This is a genomic window from Nonomuraea sp. NPDC049649, from assembly GCF_040675175.1.
Lineage (GTDB): Bacteria > Actinomycetota > Actinomycetes > Streptosporangiales > Streptosporangiaceae > Nonomuraea.
Map to the genome: position 1 here is coordinate 95198 of NZ_JBFAOH010000012.1, position 21248 is coordinate 116445.

At 71.2% G+C, this 21248-nt stretch carries 21 protein-coding genes and 1 tRNA gene; 16 read left to right on the forward strand and 6 right to left on the reverse strand.

Annotation, left to right across the window (positions count from 1 at the left end; genetic code table 11):
• The first annotated feature begins 39 nt into the window (after window positions 1-39).
• The 12 genes from AB0J42_RS18130 to AB0J42_RS18185 all read left to right on the forward strand — a co-directional run bounded on the left by AB0J42_RS18130 (window position 40) and on the right by AB0J42_RS18185 (window position 8919).
• A complete protein-coding gene (locus AB0J42_RS18130; protein ID WP_364295541.1) occupies window positions 40-465 on the forward strand; it encodes a septum formation initiator family protein in 426 nt (141 codons plus the stop codon).
• Window positions 455-943, forward strand: a complete 489-nt coding sequence (locus tag AB0J42_RS18135) for a DUF501 domain-containing protein (protein ID WP_364295544.1) — start codon at window positions 455-457, stop codon at window positions 941-943. The genes AB0J42_RS18130 and AB0J42_RS18135 overlap by 11 nt, the downstream gene beginning before the upstream one ends.
• Window positions 934-1881: a Ppx/GppA phosphatase family protein gene (locus AB0J42_RS18140; RefSeq protein WP_364295547.1), complete on the forward strand. Its 948-nt coding sequence runs from the start codon at window positions 934-936 to the stop codon at window positions 1879-1881. Before AB0J42_RS18135 ends, AB0J42_RS18140 begins: the two co-directional genes overlap by 10 nt.
• A 174-nt stretch (window positions 1882-2055) precedes the next feature.
• Window positions 2056-3270: a hypothetical protein gene (locus AB0J42_RS18145; RefSeq protein WP_364295550.1), complete on the forward strand. Its 1215-nt coding sequence runs from the start codon at window positions 2056-2058 to the stop codon at window positions 3268-3270.
• A gap of 214 nt (window positions 3271-3484) precedes the next feature.
• A complete protein-coding gene (locus AB0J42_RS18150) occupies window positions 3485-4279 on the forward strand; it encodes a uracil-DNA glycosylase (RefSeq protein WP_364295553.1) in 795 nt (264 codons plus the stop codon).
• 93 nt (window positions 4280-4372) lie between these two features.
• The gene (locus tag AB0J42_RS18155; RefSeq protein ID WP_364295556.1) at window positions 4373-5689 is read left to right on the forward strand and encodes an NAD(P)/FAD-dependent oxidoreductase; all 1317 of its coding nucleotides are present in this window, start codon (window positions 4373-4375) and stop codon (window positions 5687-5689) included.
• 91 nt (window positions 5690-5780) lie between these two features.
• Window positions 5781-6293 (forward strand): ACT domain-containing protein, encoded by a 513-nt coding sequence (locus AB0J42_RS18160; protein ID WP_364295559.1) that lies wholly within the window; start codon window positions 5781-5783, stop codon window positions 6291-6293.
• A gap of 56 nt (window positions 6294-6349) precedes the next feature.
• The gene (locus tag AB0J42_RS18165; RefSeq protein ID WP_364295562.1) at window positions 6350-6844 is read left to right on the forward strand and encodes a peptide deformylase; all 495 of its coding nucleotides are present in this window, start codon (window positions 6350-6352) and stop codon (window positions 6842-6844) included.
• Between the two features lie 49 nt (window positions 6845-6893).
• A tRNA-Leu gene (locus AB0J42_RS18170) sits at window positions 6894-6966 on the forward strand.
• A gap of 167 nt (window positions 6967-7133) precedes the next feature.
• A complete protein-coding gene (locus AB0J42_RS18175) occupies window positions 7134-7922 on the forward strand; it encodes a Bax inhibitor-1/YccA family protein (protein WP_364295565.1) in 789 nt (262 codons plus the stop codon).
• 156 nt (window positions 7923-8078) lie between these two features.
• Entirely contained in the window at window positions 8079-8312 is a 234-nt protein-coding gene (locus AB0J42_RS18180) for a DUF4287 domain-containing protein (protein ID WP_364295568.1), read from the forward strand.
• Window positions 8313-8508: 196 nt separating this feature from the next.
• Window positions 8509-8919 carry a PPOX class F420-dependent oxidoreductase gene (locus AB0J42_RS18185; RefSeq protein WP_364295571.1) on the forward strand — a complete coding sequence of 137 codons (411 nt, stop codon included), beginning with the start codon at window positions 8509-8511 and terminating at the stop codon, window positions 8917-8919.
• 24 nt (window positions 8920-8943) lie between these two features.
• Here the strand turns inward: AB0J42_RS18185 and AB0J42_RS18190 are convergent, their stop codons facing one another.
• The 3 genes from AB0J42_RS18190 to AB0J42_RS18200 all read right to left on the reverse strand — a co-directional run bounded on the left by AB0J42_RS18190 (window position 8944) and on the right by AB0J42_RS18200 (window position 12739).
• Window positions 8944-10161 (reverse strand): acetyl-CoA C-acetyltransferase, encoded by a 1218-nt coding sequence (locus tag AB0J42_RS18190; protein ID WP_364295574.1) that lies wholly within the window; start codon window positions 10159-10161, stop codon window positions 8944-8946.
• A gap of 198 nt (window positions 10162-10359) precedes the next feature.
• Complete coding sequence (locus AB0J42_RS18195) at window positions 10360-11694, reverse strand: hypothetical protein (RefSeq protein WP_364295577.1); 1335 nt, start codon at window positions 11692-11694, stop codon at window positions 10360-10362.
• Window positions 11695-11752: 58 nt separating this feature from the next.
• Entirely contained in the window at window positions 11753-12739 is a 987-nt protein-coding gene (locus tag AB0J42_RS18200; protein WP_364295580.1) for an SGNH/GDSL hydrolase family protein, read from the reverse strand.
• A 126-nt stretch (window positions 12740-12865) separates the two neighbouring features.
• Here AB0J42_RS18200 and AB0J42_RS18205 point away from each other — a divergent pair, with 126 nt between their 5' ends.
• Complete coding sequence (locus AB0J42_RS18205) at window positions 12866-14236, forward strand: cystathionine beta-synthase (protein WP_364295583.1); 1371 nt, start codon at window positions 12866-12868, stop codon at window positions 14234-14236.
• 17 nt (window positions 14237-14253) lie between these two features.
• Here AB0J42_RS18205 and AB0J42_RS18210 read toward each other — a convergent pair whose 3' ends face one another.
• Window positions 14254-15123: an NAD(P)-binding domain-containing protein gene (locus AB0J42_RS18210; protein WP_364295586.1), complete on the reverse strand. Its 870-nt coding sequence runs from the start codon at window positions 15121-15123 to the stop codon at window positions 14254-14256.
• Window positions 15124-15186: 63 nt separating this feature from the next.
• Between AB0J42_RS18210 and AB0J42_RS18215 the strand changes: the two genes are divergently transcribed.
• Window positions 15187-17943 carry a BTAD domain-containing putative transcriptional regulator gene (locus tag AB0J42_RS18215; RefSeq protein ID WP_364295589.1) on the forward strand — a complete coding sequence of 919 codons (2757 nt, stop codon included), beginning with the start codon at window positions 15187-15189 and terminating at the stop codon, window positions 17941-17943.
• Here the strand turns inward: AB0J42_RS18215 and AB0J42_RS18220 are convergent.
• The gene (locus AB0J42_RS18220; RefSeq protein ID WP_364295591.1) at window positions 17918-19054 is read right to left on the reverse strand and encodes a histidine kinase; all 1137 of its coding nucleotides are present in this window, start codon (window positions 19052-19054) and stop codon (window positions 17918-17920) included. The two genes, AB0J42_RS18215 and AB0J42_RS18220, sit on opposite strands and share 26 nt — an antisense overlap.
• 139 nt (window positions 19055-19193) lie before the next feature.
• Between AB0J42_RS18220 and AB0J42_RS18225 the strand changes: the two genes are divergently transcribed.
• Together AB0J42_RS18225 and AB0J42_RS18230 are read left to right on the forward strand one after the other, a co-directional pair.
• Complete coding sequence (locus tag AB0J42_RS18225) at window positions 19194-19403, forward strand: hypothetical protein (protein WP_364295594.1); 210 nt, start codon at window positions 19194-19196, stop codon at window positions 19401-19403.
• A 123-nt stretch (window positions 19404-19526) separates the two neighbouring features.
• Window positions 19527-20666, forward strand: coding sequence for a cystathionine gamma-synthase (locus tag AB0J42_RS18230; protein WP_364295597.1), 1140 nt, complete (start codon window positions 19527-19529; stop codon window positions 20664-20666).
• Between the two features lies 1 nt (window position 20667).
• On the opposite strand, the gene AB0J42_RS18235 is transcribed toward AB0J42_RS18230, so the two are convergent.
• Entirely contained in the window at window positions 20668-21099 is a 432-nt protein-coding gene (locus AB0J42_RS18235; protein WP_364295600.1) for a hypothetical protein, read from the reverse strand.
• Between the last annotated feature and the right edge of the window lie 149 nt (window positions 21100-21248).

The window sequence follows — 21248 nt, forward strand, 5'->3', positions numbered from 1 at the left end:
CGCCGCGGGTGGTTCGTACGGGAGGTTGGGGTGCCGGGCATGGCGAAGAGACCGCAGCTCACGGGTCGTGCGGCGATCCTCGCGGTGGTGGTCTGCGCGATCGCGATGAGCCTGGCCTACCCCGTGCGCACCTACATCGCCCAGCGGCGCGACATCGCCGAGCTGCGCGAGGAGAAGGCCCGGGTGGAGGCCGAGCGCGAGCGGCTGCTGGCCGAGAGCCGCCAGGTCGGCGACCCCAACTGGGTCAAGCGCACGGCCAAGGAGCGGCTCCACTACTGCGGCGTGGGCGAGCGGTGCTTCGTGGTGATGGACCCCGGCCCCGGCAAGGAGCAGGCGGCCGCCGAACGGCCGGCGCAGCAGCCGCCCTGGTACGTGACGCTGTGGGAGTCGGTGCAGGCGGCCGACGACGGCAAGGGGCGGCGGGCCACCGAGCGACAGGCAGGGCAGGAGAGCGTTGGACAGTAAGGACGTCGAGACCGTCGAGAAGCAGCTGGGGCGGCCGCCCCGGGCGCTGCGCCGGGTGGCGCACCGCTGCCCGTGCGGCAACCCCGACGTGGTGGAGACAGCCCCGCGGCTGGCCGACGGCACCCCGTTCCCCACGGTCTACTACCTGACCTGCCCGCGCGCGGCCTCGGCCGTCGGCACGCTGGAGAGCTCCGGCCTGATGCGCGAGATGCAGGCCCGGCTGCCGGAGGACCCGGAGCTGGCGGCCGCCTATCTGGCCGCGCACGAGTCGTACCTCGCCAGGCGCGACGAGATCGCCCGCGAGGAGGGGATCGAGCCGCTGCCGCCCGGCATGCAGAGCGCCGGCGGCATGCCGGAGCGTGTCAAGTGCCTGCACGCGCTCGTCGCGCACGAGCTGGCGGAGCCGGGGACCAACCCGTTCGGCAGGGAGGCGCTGGAGGCGCTCCCCGAGTGGTGGGGTGACGGACCATGCGTGTAGCCGCGATCGACTGCGGCACCAACTCGGTGCGCCTGCTCATCGCCGACGTCGGCGACGACACGCTGACCGACGTCGAGCGGCGGATGGAGATCGTCCGACTGGGTCAGGGGGTCGACCGGACCGGGCGGCTCGCGCCGGAGGCGCTGGAGCGCACGTTCGGCGCGATGCGCGCCTACCGCAAGCTGATCGACCAGCACGGCGTGACCGCCACCCGGGTGGTGGCCACCAGCGCCACCCGCGACGCCGCGAACCGGGAGGAGTTCGCCGGCGGGGTGCGGGAGATCTTCGGCGTGGAGCCGGAGGTGATCACGGGCGACGAGGAGGCCCAGCTGTCGTTCACCGGCTCCACCAGGGGGCTGGTGCGGCTGTCTCCGGAGACCGAGGTGCCGCAGGGGCCGCTGCCGCCCTACCTGGTGGTCGACATCGGCGGCGGCTCGACGGAGTTCGTGGTGGGCTCGGAGCGGGCCGAGGCGGCGATCTCGGTCGACATCGGCTGCGTGCGGCTGACCGAGCGCCACCTGCGCGACGCCGGCGACCCGCCGTCCGCGGCGGCGCTGGAGGCGGTGGTGGCCGACGTGGAGGCCGCGCTCGCCCGGGTCGAGGCCGCGGTTCCGGTACGGGACGCGCACACGCTCGTGGGGCTGGCCGGGTCGGTGACGACGGTGGCGGGGGTCGCCCTGGAGCTGCCGGCCTACCTGCCGGAGCGGATCCACCACTCCCGCCTGTCGGCCGCTGAGGTGCACGAGGTGACCCGGCGGCTGCTGGCGTCGACCCGTGAGGAGCGGGCGGCGCTGCCGGTGATGCATCCGGGCCGGGTGGACGTGATCGGGGCGGGGGCGCTCATCCTGGATCGGATCGTCCGGAGGTTCGGATTCGGACAGGTCGTTGTGAGCGAACACGACATCCTCGACGGAATTGCGTGGTCAATTGCCCGATAAGTCGGGAAATCAGTGCAGATATCACCCCCGTTCGTGTTGAACGCACATTACTCTTGTGCTTAAGTGATCTTTGCAGTAACGGGGGCTTTGCCATATGGCCGGGCAGAGATGAATGTCGGCGTGGCAACCGTTCCCGTGCGCATTTTCTCTCTCACGGAATGGAGTCACTCCACCATGAAGTCCACTGCGTTAGTACGGAAGGTGGCCGCCGTCGCGGGCACTACCGTGCTGGCCGGCCTGGTCGCCGGACTGGCGTCCACCCCTGCTCAGGCCACCGCCAAGCCGCGGGCCAAGGTTTCGGTCTCGACCCCGCAGGCATCGGTCGGCGACTACCGGGGTGCGTGCCCCGTCGACGTCACGTTCTCGGCCACGGTCAAGCTCAAGATCAAGGGCACGACCCAGGTCCGCTACCGCTGGCTCCACGGCGACGGCTCCAAGAGCAAGATCAAGACCGTGAAGGTGTCGGCCAACGGCACCAAGCGGATCCGGCTCGCGGAGACGGCCACCTTCAACGGCGACACCAAGGGCTGGCAGGCCCTCCAGGTGCTCAGCCCGCGCAAGGTGACCTCCAAGAAGGGCCACTTCTCGGTGGACTGCAAGCCCACCAAGAAGCACCGCCACCACCACCAGCGGGTCTCGGCCAAGGCGTGGGTGAGCCCGGCCAAGTACGTGGGCTCCTGCACCAGGGTCGCCCTCGAAGGCAGGATCAGCGTCAATCGTCCCGCCTGGGTCCGCTACCGCTGGGTGGTCAACGGCAAGGCCATCGACCACGGCAGGGTCAGGGTCCACGACTCCCGCAAGGTCGGCGTCACCTTCGAGCCGCGCCACAGCCACCGCGGGTCTGCGGTGCTCGAGGTTCTGAGCCCGCGCCGCGCCGTGTCCAACACCGCCTACTACAAGGTCGGCTGCAAGGACCACAGCCACGCCCCGTCGCACCGGTCCAAGGTCGAGGTCTTCGGCCTGTCCGCCAGGACCGACCGCGACAGCTGCACGGTGAACGCCCGCGCCAGGGTGAGCACCAGCGGCGCGGACCGCGTCCGCTGGGTGTGGTCGGTGAACGGCCGGACCGTCGACTCGGGCTCCACCACCTTCAACCGTGGTGGCGGTTCGCAGTTCGTGTCGCTGAACACCGCCCTGTCGGGTGCGGCGAAGAACGGCGGCACCATCCGCCTGACGGCCTACGGCACCAAGGACAGCGCCTCCGAGTCGCGTTCCTTCGCCGCCTGCAAGCCGTCGAACCACCTTCCGAAGTTCCCGAAGGACACCCCGACGGAGTCCCCGAAGTTCCCGAAGGAGAAGAGGGACACTCCGAGGGACACCCCGACGGAGTCGCCGACGCCGGCGCCTTCCCCGGAGGTGGAGACCCCGAAGACTGAGCAGCCTGCCTGATCGGTCGATCTGAGGACCGGGCGGCGTCTCTCCGTGACGCTGCCCGGTTTTCCGGTTTCGCGGGGCTTCTGTGTCTCCGCGGGGTTTCTGTGTCGGGGCGCGGCAGCGGCGCGCCACAGATCCGGCAGGCTTCCGTGTCTCCGGGGTTTCTGTGTCCCCGGGTTTCCGGGTCTCCGGTACGAAGCGGTCCCGCCCATCCGGCACCATCGAAGACATGAGCTTCGTTCCTCCCGGCACCGGATGGCCCGACGACCCGGCCTCCGCCGCCACCCCGGTCGCCCGCGACCCCTCGGACGTGCGCGAGCTCGCGGCGGCCAGCCGAACGCTGGCCGAGCTCACGGCCAGGCAGTCGGTCTGCCGGGCCTGCCCGCGCCTGGTCGCCTGGCGCGAGGAGGTGGCCGAGGTCAAGCGCCGCGCCTTCGCCGACGAGACGTACTGGGGGCGTCCCGTCGCCGGGTGGGGCGACGAGCACCCGCGCGTCCTCATCGTCGGCCTGGCCCCCGCCGCGCACGGCGGCAACCGCACCGGCCGGATCTTCACCGGCGACCGCAGCGGCGACTGGCTGTTCGCCTCGCTCCACCGCACCGGCCTGGCCACCCAGGCGACCAGCACGCACGCCGGCGACGGCCAGAAGCTGATCGGCGCCCGCATGGTGGCGTCGGTGCGCTGCGCGCCCCCGGCGAACAAGCCGCTGGCGGAGGAGAAGGCCGCCTGCTTCCCGTGGCTGGCCCGTGAGATCGCGCTGGTGGCGCCGGACGTCCGGGTCGTGGTCGCGCTCGGCGGCTTCGCCTGGCAGGCGATGTGGCCCGCGCTCAAGGAGGCCGGCTACGCCCTGCCGCGCAGCCGTCCGCGCTTCGGTCACGGCGTCGAGGTCGAGGTCTCGTACGAGGGAGCGCCCGTCACGCTGCTGGGCTGCTACCACCCGAGCCAGCAGAACACGTTCACCGGCAGGGTCACCGCCGAGATGCTGGACGCGGTCTTCACCCGGGCCGGCGAACTGGCGGTGTGACGCATCCCATTACCCGGAGATTGGCATCCCCAGGGGTAGCCGACATAGGCTTGTGAATGCTTTCACAAGCTCCCACGAGGATGGGGCCTCAGGATGAACAAGCACATTTTGATCGTCGGCGGCGGCTACGTCGGCCTCTACACGGCACTGCGCCTGCAGCGCAAGCTGCGCCGGGAGCTGCGCGACGGCTCCGTCAGCGTCACCATCATCGACCCCCAGTCCTACATGACCTACCAGCCGTTCCTGCCGGAGGCCGCGGCGGGCAACCTCTCGCCCCGGCACATGGTGGCCCCGCTCCGGCGGGTGCTGCCCAAGGTGCGGATCCTCAACGGCCGGGCGACCAAGGTCAACCACGCGGCCCAGACCGTCACGTTCCAGCCCTTCGAGGGCGAGGCGCGCGAGATCGGCTACGACGTCGTCGTCATGGCCGCGGGCTCGATCTCCCGCACGCTCCCGATCCCCGGGCTCACCGACATCGGCATCGGCTTCAAGACCGTGGGCGAGGCCATCGCGCTGCGCAACCGGGTGCTCCACCTGCTCGACGTGGCCGAGTCGACCGACGACCCCGAGGTGCGCCGCCGGGCGCTGACCTTCGTGGTGGTGGGCGCCGGCTTCGCGGGCGTGGAGGCGCTGGCCGAGCTGGAGGACATGGCCAAGGACTCCACCCGCTACTACCGCAACATCAAGCCCTCCGACGTCCGCTGGGTGCTCGTGGAGGCGTCCGACCGGGTGCTGCCCGAGGTCGGCCCCGAGATGGGCCGGTGGACGCTGGAGCAGCTGCGCGAGCGCGGCATCGACGTCCGGCTGGAGACCCGGCTCGAATCCTGCGTGGGCGGGCACGTGGTGCTGTCGGACGGCACCGAGTTCGACGCCGAGACGCTCGTGTGGACGGCCGGGGTCAAGCCGAGCCCGGTCGTGAACTCCAGCGACCTGCCGCTCGACGAGCGCGGCCGGATCAAGACCCTGGCCACCCTCGCCGTCGAGGACAGCCCCGGCGCCTTCGCGGCCGGCGACGCGGCGGCGGTGCCCGACCTGACGAACCCGGGTCAGCTCTGCGCGCCCAACGCCCAGCACGCGGTCCGCCAGGCCAAGGTGCTCGCCGACAACGTGGTCCGCTACCTCCGCGGGCAGGAACTCGCTGAATACCGGCACAAGTATGTCGGATCGGTCGCCGGTCTCGGCCTGCATCAGGGCGTCGCCAACGTCTACGGCATCAAGCTTCGCGGATTTCCTGCGTGGTTCATGCACCGCACTTACCATCTGTCGCGGGTGCCGACGCTGAACCGCAAGGTCCGCGTCGTCGTCGACTGGACTCTGGCTCTGTTCTTCAAGCGGGAGACGATCTCCCTGGGTGAGATGGAGCACCCGCGCGAGGGCTTCAGGGCCGCGGTGGCGACGATGCGCCAGTGAGCCTCCAAGAGCCGCTGACCCCGGATCGGCAGGCGCCCCGGCGAGCGCCGGGGCGTTTCGGGCTCCCACGATCCAAGGGAGGGGATAGCGGGTGGGGTTGTCAGCGGTGACCGTGCTGGGCGTGGACCGGCCGGGAGTGATCGCCGCGGTCACCGGGTCGCTGGCCGGCTGCGGGGCCAACATCCAAGATTCCACGATGACGTTGCTGGGCGGCCACATCGCCATGATGCTGCTGGTCAAGGGCGAGCTGAGCGCCGAGGAGCTGACCAAGCACCTGACCGCGCCGGATCTGGTGGTCACCGCCGCCGCCGTCGCGGCCCGGCGCGACTTCCGGCGCCATCAGAAGGGGCTGGAGTACGTGCTCACGGTGCACGGGCCGGACCGCCCGGGGATCATCTCGGGCATCAGCGCCGTGCTCGCCGCCGAAGGCGGCAACATCACCGGGATGAGCACCCGGCTCAGCGGCCGTCTGTACGTGCTCATCGCCGACGTCGAGCTGCCGGAGAAGGCGGACGTGGCCGACCTGATGCGGCGGCTGGCCGCGGCCGGCGCCGGGCTCGACTCCGAAATCACCTTCCGTCCTGTCGAGCCGGAACTGCTGTGACGGTACGTACCGGGACGGGGAGCGGCAGGACGAGGCCGGCGGGGACCGCCCGGCCGGTGCTGGCCGCGCCCCACCCGGTCCTGTCGTCGCCGGCCGAGCCGGTCGACCCGACCGCTCCCGAGGTCGTGGCGGCCGCGGCCGACCTCCTCGCGACCCTCCGCCGCCTGCCCGGCCTCACCGGGCTGGCGGCGCCTCAGATCGGCCTGAGTTGGCGCCTGATCGCCTTTGACGCCCGTCGCCACCCTCGGGCCCGGTCATGGGCCGGAGAGCTCGTCGTGGTCAATCCTCGCCTCTCCGAGGCGGCCCGCTGGGACTGCGGTCGTGAGGGCTGCGCGTCCGTCGCGCACCTTACCGCCGATGTCCGGCGTGCCACGCATATCACTTTACGTGGGCGTTTGCCAGGAAGCGGAGAGCCCGTCACCATCGAAGCCGACGCATTCGAAGCTCGGTGTATTCAGCATCAGCTGGACCATCTGGACGGGATCCTCTTCGTGGACAGAGTGTCAGGAGCTCTATCACTTCACCACAAACTTCACACTTGTGGCGGGTGATGCGAAGTTGTGCCCACCGGAAGCATGGTCCGTTTCGTATGATTGCGGCGCCCCCGTAGCCCAATGGCAGAGGCAAACCCCTTAAAAGGGTTGCGGTGCGGGTTCGAATCCCGCCGGGGGCACCGGCTCTCTACCACGGGAAATGCACGAATTTCAGCTTTACAACGGCGGGAACTTCCGGGGGCGCGTGTACGTTGACCGTGCTGCTGAAGTCTCGAAGCTACATAGATCAGAGCCCTAGTTGACCTAGGCGCCGCCCGGTCCCATAGGCTCGGCGCAGGAGGCAGCGATGCAGAGCAAGAACCCCGTATTCAGTCGGTCACAGTCGGCAGGCTGGGGAAGCCAGGCGACCCCGACCCCGCAGCAGTTGCAGAACATGTACGACTCTCCGTCGTACGTCCCGCCGGCGCAGCCCGCCTACCGCACGATGACCATTGACGACGTGGTGGTGCGCGGCTTCATGACGCTGGGCACCCTCGTCGTGGCGGCGGCCGCGTCGTGGTACCTACAGGTGCCGATGGGCGTGGCGATCGGATCCGCCATCGTGGCGCTGGTCCTCGGCCTGATCGCGTCGTTCTCGATGAGCACCAACCCGCTGCTCATCCTGAGCTACGCGGCCTTCCAGGGTGTCTTCCTCGGCGCCGTGAGCAGCGTCTTCGACGCCAACATCAACGGCATCGTGGTCCAGGCGGTGCTCGGCACGGCCATGGCCTTCGCCGGCACACTCGCCGTCTACACGCTGCGCATCATCCGCGTCACCCCCAAACTGGTGAAGTACGTGGTCGCGGCGGCCATCGCGGCCCTCGGCCTGATCGTGGTCAACCTGATCGCCGGGTTCTTCGTCGACGGCGGCCTGGGCCTGCGCGACGGCGGCCCGCTGGCCATCGTCTTCAGCGTCGCGATGATCCTGCTCGGCTGCTTCTTCCTGCTCCTCGACTTCGACTCGATCGAGCAGGGCGTCAAGCAGGGCGCCCCGGAGAAGTTCGCCTGGCAGTGCGCCTTCGGCCTCACGCTGAGCCTGGTCTGGATCTACATCGAACTGCTCCGCCTCATCAGCTACTTCGCAAGTAGCGACTGACACAGCGGCATCGAAGGGCCCCGCCACTCGGCGGGGCCCTTCTTTGTGTGACGGGAAATCCACCTGCCGTGACGGAAAGGATCGCCTGGCCGGGTCTTGTCATTCATCAACCGGTGTTGCAGTGTCAAGCAAAGGACCCAATCCGTGGAGGTGCCCATGTCCTTGAACCACTCACCGGAGACGCAGACCAAGCTCATCGCCAGAGTCCCGGCCATCACGGGGCGCGAACTCCCGGAGTGGTTTCAAGCCATCGACAACGGCCCGGCATTCCTGAGGTGCGCCGAGCGGGCCAACTGGCTCGCCGACGAGCACGGGCTGACCCACGGCTACGCCGCCGCGATCGTTCACGAGCACGAGCGGCGCCGCCGTAACCGCATGGGCTTCATCTAGAGCCCTCACCATCTATCCCGCGCCCGTGCCACGGCACGGGCGCGAGCATGGCGGCACGGCGCACCCTCCACGACATCCCCGCCGTGACCGTACACACGGTTCACGCCTCCACGGCGCTTCCGCCGTGACCGCGCAGGCTCCCGTGCCACGGCACGGTCCACGCCTCCACGGGGCTTCCGCCGTACGATCATGTCTTATGGATCTGGACAGAGCGCGGGACTTCCTCCGCGAGAACCACAGAGCGGTCCTGCTGACCTGGCACGCCGACGGACGGCCGCAGATGTCGCCGGTCCTCGTCGGCGTCGACGCGGAGGGCCGCCTCGTCATCAGCTCGCGGGAGATGGCGGTCAAGGTGCGCAACGCGCGCCGCGACCCGAGGGCGGCCGTCTGCGCGTTCACCGACGGCTTCTTCGGCCAGTGGATCCAGGTGGAGGGCACCACCGAGATCGTCTCGCTGCCCGAGGCCATGGAACCCCTGGTGACCTACTACCGCGACATCTCCGGCGAGCACCCCGACTGGGACGACTACCGCGAGACCATGGTCCGCGAGAAGCGGGTGATCATGCGCATCACTCCGGAGCGTGCCGGGCCCGACTTCCACGGCTGAGCCGGGCCCGGCACGCCGCGGTGATCAGCTCAGGCGCTCCAGGACCATCGCCATGCCCTGGCCGCCGCCCACGCACATCGTCTCCAGCCCGATCGTCTTGTCGTGGTGCTGGAGGCTGTTGATCAGTGTCGAGGTGATGCGGGCGCCCGTCATGCCGAACGGGTGCCCGACCGCGATGGCGCCGCCGTTCACGTTCAGCCGGTCGATGTCGATGCCGAGCTCCCGGTAGGACGGGATGACCTGGGCGGCGAACGCCTCGTTGATCTCCACCAGGTCGACGTCCTCGATGGCCATGCCGGCCCGGGCGAGGGCCTGGTTGCTCGCCTCCACCGGGCCGAGGCCCATGATCTCCGGCGACAGGCCGGAGACGCCGGTCGAGACGATCCTGGCCAGCGGGGTGATGCCGAGCTCCGCCGCCTTGGTGTCGCTCATGACGATCACCGCGGCGGCGCCGTCGTTCAGCGGGCAGCAGTTGCCCGCCGTGACCGTGCCGTCGGGGCGGAAGACGGGCTGGAGCGTCGACACCTTCTCGTAGGTGGTGCCGGGCCGCGGGCCGTCGTCCTTGCTGACCACGGTGCCGTCGGGCAGCGTCAGCGGCGTGATGTCCTTCTGCCAGAAGCCGTCGGCCAGTGCCTTCTCGGCGAGGTTCTGCGAGCGGACGCCGAACTCGTCCTGCTCCTGGCGGCTGACGCCCTTGAGCTGGGCCACGTTCTCGGCCGTCTGGCCCATCGCGATGTAGACGTCGGGCACCTGGCCGTCCTCGCGCGGGTCCTGCCAGGTCTTGCCGCCCGCCGCGTACTGCTTGGTCCGCTCGGTGGCCTCGGCGAAGATCGGGTTCATGGTGTCGGGCAGGGAGTCGGAGTTGCCCTTGGCGAACCGGGAGACCGCCTCGACGCCGGCGGAGACGAACACGTCGCCCTCCCCGGCCTTGATGGCGTGGAAGGCCATCCGGGTGGTCTGGAGCGACGAGGAACAGTAGCGGGTGACGGTGGTGCCGGGCACGTCGTCCAGGCCCAGCAGCACGGCGACCACGCGGCCCATGTTGTATCCCTGCTCGCCGCCGGGCAGGCCGCAGCCGAGCATGATGTCGTCGATGGAGCGCGGATCGAGCTGCGGCACCTTGGCCAGTGCCGCCTTGATCATCTGGACGGTCATGTCGTCGGGGCGCAGATCCTTGAGCGAGCCCTTGAAGGCCCGCCCGATGGGCGAGCGGGCGGTAGCGACGATGACGGCCTCGGGCATGGCCCCTCCTTTGTCGGCAGTACTAGAACTATATTCCAATACTTTTCTCCCCGACATCGGGACCCCCACACAGAGGGAAGGGCCCGGCGCTGACCGCTCGGCGCCGGGCCCACCGGCCGCCCGCCGGACGCCCGAAGGCGCCGCGGCGTGCGACCGTACCGGGCCGATCCCCTGGAGCCCGGCCTTTCTGGGGGAAAGTCAGCCGTACATCCCCGGAGTGGGCGCGGTGCCGTCGTGGACGGCGTGCATCGCGCCCTTCTCGTCACGCCAGAGCCGCCAGCCCTGCTGGCTGCCCGTGTACCAGACCGGCGGCGCGCCCGCGTCGGCCACCCGCTTGCCCGACGCCAGGTCGTACTCGCACAGCGCGGCGGTGGAGTAGAAGCCCGGCGCCTGCCCGCTGAGCGGCAGCGGCTTGGGGTCGGTCACGCAGAAGGACCAGCCGCGCTGCTCCTCGACCGCCACCGGCTTCCCGCTCACCAGGTCGAACGCGGTGCCCGGGTGGCCGTGCTTGAGGAAGCCGAGCTTGTCCATGCCGCCCGGGAACGCCAGCCACCAGCCCGAACCCGGCACGTCGGCGGCGGTGATCTGGCCGACGACCCGCCCGTTGCCGGCGTCGAGCCGGGCGAACCCGCCGTAGGCGCCGCGCTGGTCGACCGGCCGCACCACGGGCGCGTGGCCGGGGCTGCCGCTGGGGTAGACGCGCACCACCGAGGGCCGCATCCAGTTGATCGCGCCGTCGTCGATGTTGACCGAGAACATCCCGAACGCCGAGGTCTTCTTCGACTTCGGGTGGGTGTACGGGGCGACGTAGCCGATCAGGTCGTCGCCGGAGGCCCCGAACGCCCAGCCGCCCGACAGATCGACGCCCGGCCCCAGCGCCTGCTCGATCGGCTGCTGCCAGCGCAGCTTGCCGGTCTTGAGATCGTACGACTCGAGCGTCGGATCGGTGGCGAGCCGGAGCATCACGACCTGCTCGGCGTCGGACCACTCGACCTCGGCGATGCCGGGCAGCTTCCAGAGCTGCTTGCCGGTGGCCGGGTCGAGCACGACCACGCGGGCGGAGGACAGCGCGGTGTGCTCCGACATGCACAGGTAGGGGCCGCAGCGCTGCGGGCCGAAGGTGGAGTGGACGGGACGCGTCCACTTCTGCTCGCCGGTGCGGGCGTCGCGGACGACGAGCGTGGCCTTCCAGCGGCCTTTCTTGGCCGGGTCGAGGGCCGCGACGACGGCCTGGCCGCCGGCCGTCTCGACGATGGCGGGCGCCGAGACGCCCATGCCGGGCAGGCGGCCCGCCATCGTGGCCGGGTGGGCCCAGAGCTTCTTGCCGTCGGAGAGGCCGACGGCGACGGTCTCCAAGGTGCCGTCGGGCTTCATGGAGGTGGTGGTGACCACCCCGCCGGCCGCGGCCATCCGGCTGACGGCGTTGACGGAGGAGTTGTGCCAGGCCGGGAAGCCTGCGGTGGCGGCGTCGCTGCCGGAACAGCCGGCCAGGGCCAGGATCCCGGTGGCGGCGAGAGCGAAGGGCCGGAGCACGGGCAAATCCCTCCAAAGGGACGGCGAGTGACGACTCCGGCCCGGAGAGTGACCGGCTCTAGGCGTCGTTGAGCTGCCCCCCGAGCCGACGGCGGCGGAACAACGTCGCCCACCTGCCGTGGGTGCCGGTCGTCCGCCCGTCGACCCGGGTGGCCGAAACCTCGGTGCCGGGCTCCTCCGCGGCCGTGGCCGCCGCAAGGTAGATCGGTTGCAGTCCTTCGCCGGGCTCGGGTCGCGGCTCTGGCCACAGCCCCAGCACGGCGCACACAGACGGTAGCACCGCGTACGCAGCCTGTGCGTAGCCTTGGTCAGATGGATGGAAACGATCCGGTCCGAACATTTCGCCCGGATTTGCGTGGAATTCCTGGCCCAGCAACCCCGCGAACGCCACCGTACGACCGCCCGCCTCGACCACGCCGACCGTCTGCGCGGCGGCGATCTGGCGGCTCCAGCGGCGGGCCACCCAGCGCAGCGGCTGCGCTATCGGACGGACCGTGCCCAGGTCGGGGCAGGTGCCGACGACCACCTCCGCGCCCGCCCCGCGCAGCCGCCGCACCGCCTTCACCAGATGGCGCACCGCCGTGGCCGGGGGCGTCCGGGTGATCACGTCGTTCGCGCCCACGAAGATCACGGCCACGTCCGGCGGCCACGGCAGCACCGCGTCCACCTGCTCGTCCAGCTCCGCGGACGGCGCCCCCGACTTGCCCACCACGCGCAGCTCCACCGGCCGCTCGGCGACGGCGGCCAGCCCGCAGGCGATCAGCACGCCCGGCGTCTTGCCCGCCTCGGTCATGCCCAGCCCGACCGACGTGGAGTCACCCAGCATGGCCATCCTGATCGGCGGGCCGGGGAAGTCGCCGTAGACGCCGTCGGACGGCGGGCCCTCCAGGCCGTGCGGCGTCCCGATCGTGCGGCGCGCCAGCAGGCTCTCGGCGATCAGCAGCGCGTAGGCGGTGGCGCCGAGCGCCGTGAGACCGCCTCCGCCGAGCGCCGCCGCCGCCGCGATCCTGCGCGCGGCCCGCGCCGCGCCAGCTGGCCACACCACGTCAGTTGTCCCTTCGCCCGAGCTCAGCGGTAGCTTTGGTTGAAAGTAGCCCAGTGCCCGCCACCCTTACGGGTTCCCGGCCACGGATCGGCTGACCAAGCTTCGGCAAAGAAGGTGAACACCTCGGTGCGCGTACATGATTCCCTGGTCGAGCTCATCGGCAACACCCCGCTCGTCCGCCTGCACAAGGTCTCGCAAGGACTGCCTGCCCAGGTGCTAGCCAAGGTCGAGTACTTCAACCCGGGCGGTTCGGTGAAGGACCGCATCGCCGTCCGCATGGTCGAGGCCGCCGAAGCCTCGGGCGCGCTCAAGCCCGGCGGCGTCATCGTCGAGCCGACGTCCGGCAACACCGGGGTCGGCCTGGCCATCGTGGCCCAGCAGAAGGGCTACCGCTGCCTGTTCGTGGTGCCCGACAAGGTGGCCCACGACAAGATCGCGGTGCTGCGCGCGTACGGGGCGGAGGTCGTGGTCTGCCCGACCGCGGTCGCGCCCGACCACCCCGAGTCCTACTACTCGGTGTCCGACCGGCTGGCCGCCGAGATCCCGAACGCCTGGAAGCCCGACCAGTACTCCAACGTCGACAACCCCGAGTCCCACTACCGCTCCACCGGCCCGGAGATCTGGGAGCAGACCGAGGGCCGCATCACCCACTTCGTGGCCGGCATCGGCACCGGCGGCACCATCAGCGGCACCGGCCGCTACCTCAAGGAGGTCTCCGGCGGCCGGGTCAAGGTCATCGGCGCCGACCCCGAGGGGTCGGTCTACTCCGGCGGCTCCGGCCGGCCCTACCTGGTGGAGGGCGTCGGCGAGGACATCTGGCCCGAGACCTACGACACCGAGATCTGCGACGAGATCATCGCCGTGTCCGACAAGGACTCGTTCAACATGACCCGCAAGCTCGCCCGCGAGGAGGGGCTGCTGGTCGGCGGGTCCTGCGGGATGGCCGTGGTGGCGGCGCTCCAGGTCGCGGCCAAGGCCGGGCCGGACGACGTGGTCGTGGTGCTGCTGCCCGACGGCGGCCGCGGCTACCTGTCGAAGATCTTCAACGACGACTGGATGGCCGACTACGGCTTCCTCACCACCTCCTCCGAGGAGGAGCTGGTGGGCCACGTGCTGGCCCGCAAGAGCCCCGGGCTGCCCGAGTTCGTCCACGCCCACCCGCACGAGACGGTCGGCACCGCGATCTCCATCATGCGGGAGTACTCGGTCTCCCAGCTCCCCGTCATGAAGGAGGAGCCGCCGGTCATGGCGGCCGAGGTGGTCGGCTCGATACTGGAGCGCGACCTGCTGGAGGCGCTCTACCACGGCAAGATCTCCGCCGAGGACCCGATCTCCGACCACATGTCGGCACCGCTGCCCATGATCGGCAGCGGCGAGCCGGTGTCGCGGGCGGTCGAGGCGCTGGAGAAGGCCGATGCCGCGGTCGTGCTGGAGGACGGCAAGCCCGCCGGGCTCCTCACCCGGCAGGACCTGCTCGCCTTCCTCGCCAACCACTAGCCACAGGGGGAACCCGCTCACGGAGCTGGGCGGGTTCCCTGCCTGATCGACTCGACCACGGCGGTGAGGCCCTCGTCGCCGTGGCCCTCGGCGTCGGCCCTGGCGAACAGCCGGTGCAGAGCCTCCGGCACCGTCGTGTCCAGCCCCGCCGCGCGCAGCGTCTCCACCACGTGGCCCATGCCGACCGCCTGCATGTGCAGGCTGTTGTCCTCGCCCGGGTAGACGCCCGCCTCCAGCTCCTCGCCCAGGATCCCGAGGCCCAGCGGGCCGTCGGAGGCCAGCTCGCCGTGGAGCTCCCGGGCGAACGGCGCGAACGCGGTCGGCCGCACCCCCGCCGTCTCCAGCAGCGCCGCCGCGTGCATGAAGCTCGTCAGCGCCGACCAGAACATCAGCAGCTGGGCCTGGTAGTACATCATCGCCAGCCCGGGGTCCTGGCCCACGTACGTCACCGCCGACAGCGCCTCCAGCGTCGCCGCGTGCCGGTCCAGCGCCTCCTTCGGCCCGCTGTAGAACGTGTACGCACCGGGCTGGCCGATGCCCGGCGGCGGCACCATGATCCCGCCCGTGACGAGCGTGCCGCCGCGCTCCGCCACCCAGCGCGCCGCCTCCCGCAGCTCGGCGGGAGTGCCCGAACTCAGGTTGACCAGCGTCTTCCCATCTAGCCGCGCCTCGCCGAGGCTGTCGTACAACGCCTGATAGCTGATCTGGCTGATCACCAGCAGCTCGCCCGTCGCGGGCCGCTCCGCCTGTCTCGCGCCCTTCGCCACCAGCGGGCCCGCCTTGCTCGCGGTACGGTTCCACACCGTCACGTCGTGGCCCGCTTCCAGGAACGTCGCGGCCATCGCCGATCCCATCGGCCCCAGGCCGATCACCGTCACATCACTCATGGCCCTCAGCCTGGGGCGGGGCCCTTCGGAAATCCTTCCGGCCCGCCACGGGTTGACCATGACGTGGCGCGCATCGGAGTCCTGGGACCGCTGGAGGTGCGGTCGTCGGCGGGCGTGCCGCTGCGGGTTCCCGATCGCAAGGTACGTGTGCTGCTGGCGGCCCTGGTGGCCCGTGACAGCGGCCCGGTGTCGGCGGACCAGCTCATCGACGACCTCTGGGGCGACCGGCCACCCCGCAATCCTGCGGGCACCCTCCAGGCCCGCGTCTCCCAGCTCCGCCGTGCCCTCGGATCGCCTGTGCTGCACGGCCCCTCCGGGTACCGCCTGGACGGGGTGACGGTCGATGCGTCCCTCTTCCGTACACTGCTCGCTTCCTCTGCGGGAGGGGCGCCGGGGCGGGCCGCGGTCATCGAGGAGGCCCTCGCGTTGTGGCGGGGGCCCGCCTACGCCGACTTCGCCGATGAGGGTTTCGCCGCGCCGGAGATCGCTCGTCTCGACGAGCAGCGGCTGACGGCGTGGGAGGAGCTGGCGGAGATCCGGCTGGCTCTCGGAGAGCCTGTCGAACTGAGTGTCCTGGTGGCCGAGCATCCCCTGCGGGAACGACTCACCGCCCTCCACATGCGGGCGCTGTACAGGGACGGGCGGCAGAGCGAGGCCCTGGCGGTCTTCGCGTCCCTGCGCGACCGGCTCGCCCGGGAGCTGGGCGTCGATCCGGCTCCCGAGCTCAGAGCCCTGCACCAGGCCATCCTCCGTCAGGACCCGGCTCTCCCGGTCCGCCGCACCGGCCCTCTTCCTCGTACGGTGCAGGAAGCCTCCAACACGGTGGCGGGTGTTTGGCCGGTGCCGGTGTCTCCGGGGAATGTGCCTGCGCCGGTGGGTGGGTTGATCGGGCGGGAGGGGGACGTCGCCGAGGTACGGGGGCTGCTCGGGGAGAGGCGGCTGGTGACGGTCGCGGGGCCGGGCGGGGTGGGGAAGACGCGGCTGGCCGTCGAGGTGGCGCGGGGGCTGGCCGCTGCGGACGCTTATCCCGGCGGGGTGTGGCTGGTGGAGCTGGCCGGGGCCGGGGACGTGGCCGAGGCGGTGGCCGGGGTGCTCGGGGTCCGGGATGACGGGGCCGGGGCGTTGCCGCCCAAAATGGCTGGGGCGCTGGCCGGTAGACGGACGCTGCTGGTTGTGGACAACTGTGAGCATGTGGTCGAGCGGGCGGCCGAGGTGGTTTCCGCGCTGCTCAGGGACGCTCCGGGGCTGGATGTGCTGGTGACCGGGCAGGAACCGCTCGGCATCACCGGGGAGCACGTCAAGGTGCTGCCGCCGTTGGCGCGGGACGCGGCGGTGCGGCTGTTCACCGACCGGGCCGGGGTCGAGGCGAGCCCGGCCGTGGAAGGCATCTGCGCGCGGCTCGACGGCATTCCGCTGGCGCTGGAGCTGGCGGCCACCCGGGTGCGGGCGCTCGGCGTCGAGGAGCTGGCCGCGCGCCTGGACGACCGGTTCCGGCTGCTGAACTCGGGTACGCGCGACGCGCCCGCCCGGCAGCGGACGCTCCGGGCGATGATCGACTGGAGCTGGGAGCTGCTGTCGGGCCCGGAGCGGGTGGTGCTGCGCCGGCTGGCCGTGCACGCCGACGGCTGCACGCTGGAGGCGGCCGAGCAGGTCTGCGCGGAGCCGGGCGTGGACGTGACGGACGTGCTGGTACGGCTCGTCCAGCGTTCTCTGGTCACCCCCGGGCCGCGTCACCGGCTGCTGGAGTCGGTGGCGGTGTACTACGGCGAGCGGCTGCGGGAGGCGGGCGAGTACGAGCTGATCGCAGAGCGGCACGCGCGCTACTACACACGCCTCGCCGAACGGGCCGACCTGCGCGGTCCCCGGCAGCGCGAGTGGCTGGCCCGGCTGGACCAGGAGAGCGCCAACCTCCGCCGCGCCCTCACCGGACCGGACCCGCTCCGCCTGGTGAACGCCCTCGCCTGGTACTGGTTCCTGCGCGGCAGGCTGGGCGAGGCCCGCCGTTCCCTGACAGCGGCCCTCGCGGCCTCGAAACCGGCCGGCCCGGGTGCGGGCGGGGCGGAGCGGGCGCGGGCGGCGGTGTGGCTGGCCGGGATGACGATGGCGACGGGGGAGGCGGCGACGCCTGTCCCGGATGGGGAGCTGGATAGGGCCGGGCGGGCGCTGGCCGGGTGGTTTCCGACGCACGTGCGGTGGGCGTACGGGGATGTGGGCGCGCATGAGGAGGCGGCTGAGAGGGCGCTGCGGGGGTTCGGGGAGCTGGGTGATCGGTGGGGGGTGGCGGCGGCGCTGGCGCTCAGGTCGAAGCTGGCTGAGCGGCGCGGGGACCTGACGAGGATGCGCCGTGACGCCGAGCGGAGCCTGGCGATGTTCGAGGAGCTGGGGGACGGCTGGGGGCGGATCGAGGCGATGGACAGCCTCGATCGGCTGGCCGAGAAGCTGGGTGACTACGAGGAGGCCGGGCGGCTCCGGCACGAGGCACTGGAGCTGGCCGAGGAGCTGGGCTGCGAGGTCTCGTTCAGGCTGTCCGCCGTGGGCCGGATCGCGTTGCTGACCGGCGACTACGCCCGCGCCGACGACTATCACGAGCGGGCCCGCCGCCTGGCCGTCGAGCAGTCGTACAAGTCCGCCGAGGAGCACGCCGAGCTGGGCCTGGCCATGAGCGCCCGCAGGCAGGGGCGGTACGGGCGGGCGGAGGAGCTGCTGGGGCGGGCGGCGGCGCTGCGGGAGTCCGTCGGCACGCCGCTCGCCGCGGGAGAGCGCCACGACGTGGACCGGATCAGGGCCAGAGTTCTCAGTGAAGAGGGAACTCGGCGATGACCTGCCAGGCGCCCTCGGGGGTGGGCCCGGCGGTGAGCCGGCCGCCGAGGGCTTCGACGCGTTCGGCCATGCCGACCAGGCCGAAGCCGCCGCCGGTGCGGGCCAGCCGGGGGTTGGCGTCGGCGCCGTGGTTGAGCACGCGCAGCACCACGGTCGAGTCGTAGCGGCGCAGGTCGGCCTCCACCCACGCGGACCGCTGGGCGTGCTTGCGGATGTTGGTGAGCGCTTCCTGGAGCACCCGGTGCAGGGTGGTGAGGACTTCGGGCGGCAGGGTCTGGTCGTCGATGCCGGAGCCGATCTCGAACGCCACCTTCGGCCCTTCGGAGGAGAACCGCTCGGTGAGCAGCCGCAGATCGGCCAGGGTGCTGCCGGGGGTGCGGGCGGCCTCGTCGGCGCGGAGCACGGTCACCATGCGGCGCATCGAGGTCAGCGCGTCGCCGCCGGCCGTGGCGATGGCGTCCAGGGCGGGCAGGACCGCTTCCGGCTTGGTCTGGGCGACGGTCCGGGCGGCCTGGGCCTGGACGACGATGCCGGTGATGTGGTGGGCCACCAGGTCGTGCAGTTCCCGGGCCAGCTCCAGCCGTTCGGCGCGCCGTACGGAACGGACGGCCTCCTTGCGGCGCTCCTGCTGAAAGCGGAGGTAGCCGCCCACGCCCGCGATCGTGGACCAGGCCACGAGCAGCATGAACGAGTAGACGAGCGCTCCGCCGGCGGACGCCCGGCCGATGGCCTCGGCCATGAGCACGATCAGCCCGGAGACGGCGAGCATCGCGGCGTCCCGGACGGGTTCGACGTGGCGGAGCACGCCCAGCATGAGGACGAGCAGCACGCCGGTCTCCGCCGCCCCGGGCATCCCGCTCGTCCCGGTCAGCCACATGATCATCGAGACGGCGAACGACAGGCAGAGCATGATCGCGTACGTCTGGACCCGGTGGCTGCGGCGCAGGATCACGGCGGCGATGCCGGCGTTGCCGAGGAGGAACACCAGCCACTGCAGGCCCCCGCCCAGGGCGACGGCGAGGTCGGCCAGGAGCAGCAGGCCGAGCCAGCCGAGCATGGCCAGCTCGCTCAGCCGGCGTATCCAGTAGACGAGGCGATGGGATTCCCGCACGACCACGAGACTAAGCCGCAAGTCGGACATGTCGTATCAACCATTTGGCTGAGGTCCCGCCCGCGAGGACCGTCACTTCAGCCGAAGCGCCGGCGACCCCCGCTGACCGATTCTGGATACACCGAGAAGGGGGCAAGAAATGGCGACGATCGGATTCGTCTTACTGGGTGCGGGACTGCTCATCGGAGTGCTGCTGGCACTGTCCGACCCCGTACTGCTCTCCCGTATCAACGGCGAGCCCGCGCAGGGCGCGAGCGGCCGCCACCTCGACACAGACCGCATCGACACGGACCGCGTCGTCCCGCTGCCGCGCCGCGAGACCGGCGTGCACGGGCAGACGGCGGCCTGACAGACGGGCTCGCGCCACGCAGGGGCCGCGAGCGTCCACGGCGCCGCCCGGGGAGCGGCGCCCGGCCCCGGCCCGCGCCCGGCGGGGGACCGGTGCGCGGGCCGGGTCCGTTACCGTGGCGGTATGAGCAACGGTTTCGAAACCCTGGCGATCCACGCAGGTCAGGATCCCGATCCCACGACCGGCGCGGTGGTCACGCCCATCTACGCCACGTCCACCTACAAGCAGGACGGCGTGGGCGGCCTGCGGGGTGGATACGAATACAGCCGCTCGGCCAACCCCACCAGGACTGCCCTGGAGGAGGCGCTGGCCGCGGTGGAGGGCGGGACGCGGGGGCTGGCCTTCGCCTCCGGCCTGGCCGCCGAGGACACGCTGCTGCGCGCGGTGTGCAAGCCACAGGACCACGTCATCATCCCGAACGACGCGTACGGCGGCACCTACCGGCTGTTCGCCAAGGTCAACGAACGCTGGGACCTGCACTTCGACCCGGTGCCGCTCGGCGACCTCGACGCGGTGGCGTCGGCGATGACCCAGAAGACGAAGATCGTCTGGGTGGAGACGCCGACCAACCCGTTGCTCGGCGTCAACGACATCGCGGCGCTGGCCCAGCTCGCCCACGACAACGGCTCGCTGCTGGTGGTCGACAACACCTTCGCCTCGCCGTACCTCCAGCAGCCGCTGGCGCTCGGCGCGGACGTGGTCGTGCACTCCACGACCAAGTACATCGGCGGCCACTCCGACGTCATCGGCGGCGCGCTGATCACCGCCGACCGGGCGCTGGGCGATGAGCTGGCCTACCACCAGAACGCGATCGGCGCCGTCGCCGGGCCGTTCGACGCCTGGCTGACGCTGCGCGGGCTCAAGACGCTCGGCGTGCGCATGGACCGCCACTGCGACAACGCCGAGCGCGTCGTCGATCTGCTGCTCGCCCACCCGAAGGTGACCGAGGTGCTCTACCCCGGCCTTCCCGACCACCCCGGCCACGAGACCGCCGCCAAGCAGATGCGGCGCTTCGGCGGCATGGTGTCGTTCCGGGTGGCCGGCGGCGTCGAGCAGGCGCTTCAGGTGTGCGACCGCACCGAGCTGTTCACGCTGGGCGAGTCGCTCGGCGGCGTCGAGTCGCTCATCGAGCACCCGGGCCGCATGACGCACGCCTCGGTGGCCGGCTCCCCGCTGGAGGTGCCGGACGACCTGGTGCGCCTGTCGGTGGGCATCGAGACGGTGGACGACCTGCTCGCCGACCTGTCCCGGGCGCTCGGCTGAGTCAGCCCGGAAGGATCATCAGCGCGAGGATCACCAGCCAGATCAGCGCGAGCAGGCCGCCGATGGCGGCGATCCGGCCGTTCTGGACCTGCGCGTCGTCGGCTGTGTCCTCATTGCCCAGGACCTTCACGGCGCTGCGCAGGTCGCGGTCGATGAGGAACAGCAGCACGATCCCGACGAGGAACAGCGTCATCGACGCGGACATGTACCACTCGCCGAGCACGCCACCGCCCATCGCGATGCCGACGGCCAGGCCGAACACGAACACGCCCACCGACGCGAACCCGTAGATCCGGATCGTGCGCTGGATGTTGCGCAGGACGGGCACATTTTTGGCCCTGATGGTCCGCGGGGCGGCCATCAGGGCGGCGGTCAGCGGGCCGAGGGTGAAGATCGCGAACCCGACGTGCAGCAGAAGAAACAGATCCGACATGCGGGAGAGACTAGTCCCCGGCGATCTCGACGGGGGACTCGACACCCTCTTCGTCGTCGGAGGAGCTGCGCATGATCAGCTCCATGGCCGCGACGGCGACGATCATCAGCACGATCAGAACAATCATGGCGAACATCAGAGTCCCCTCC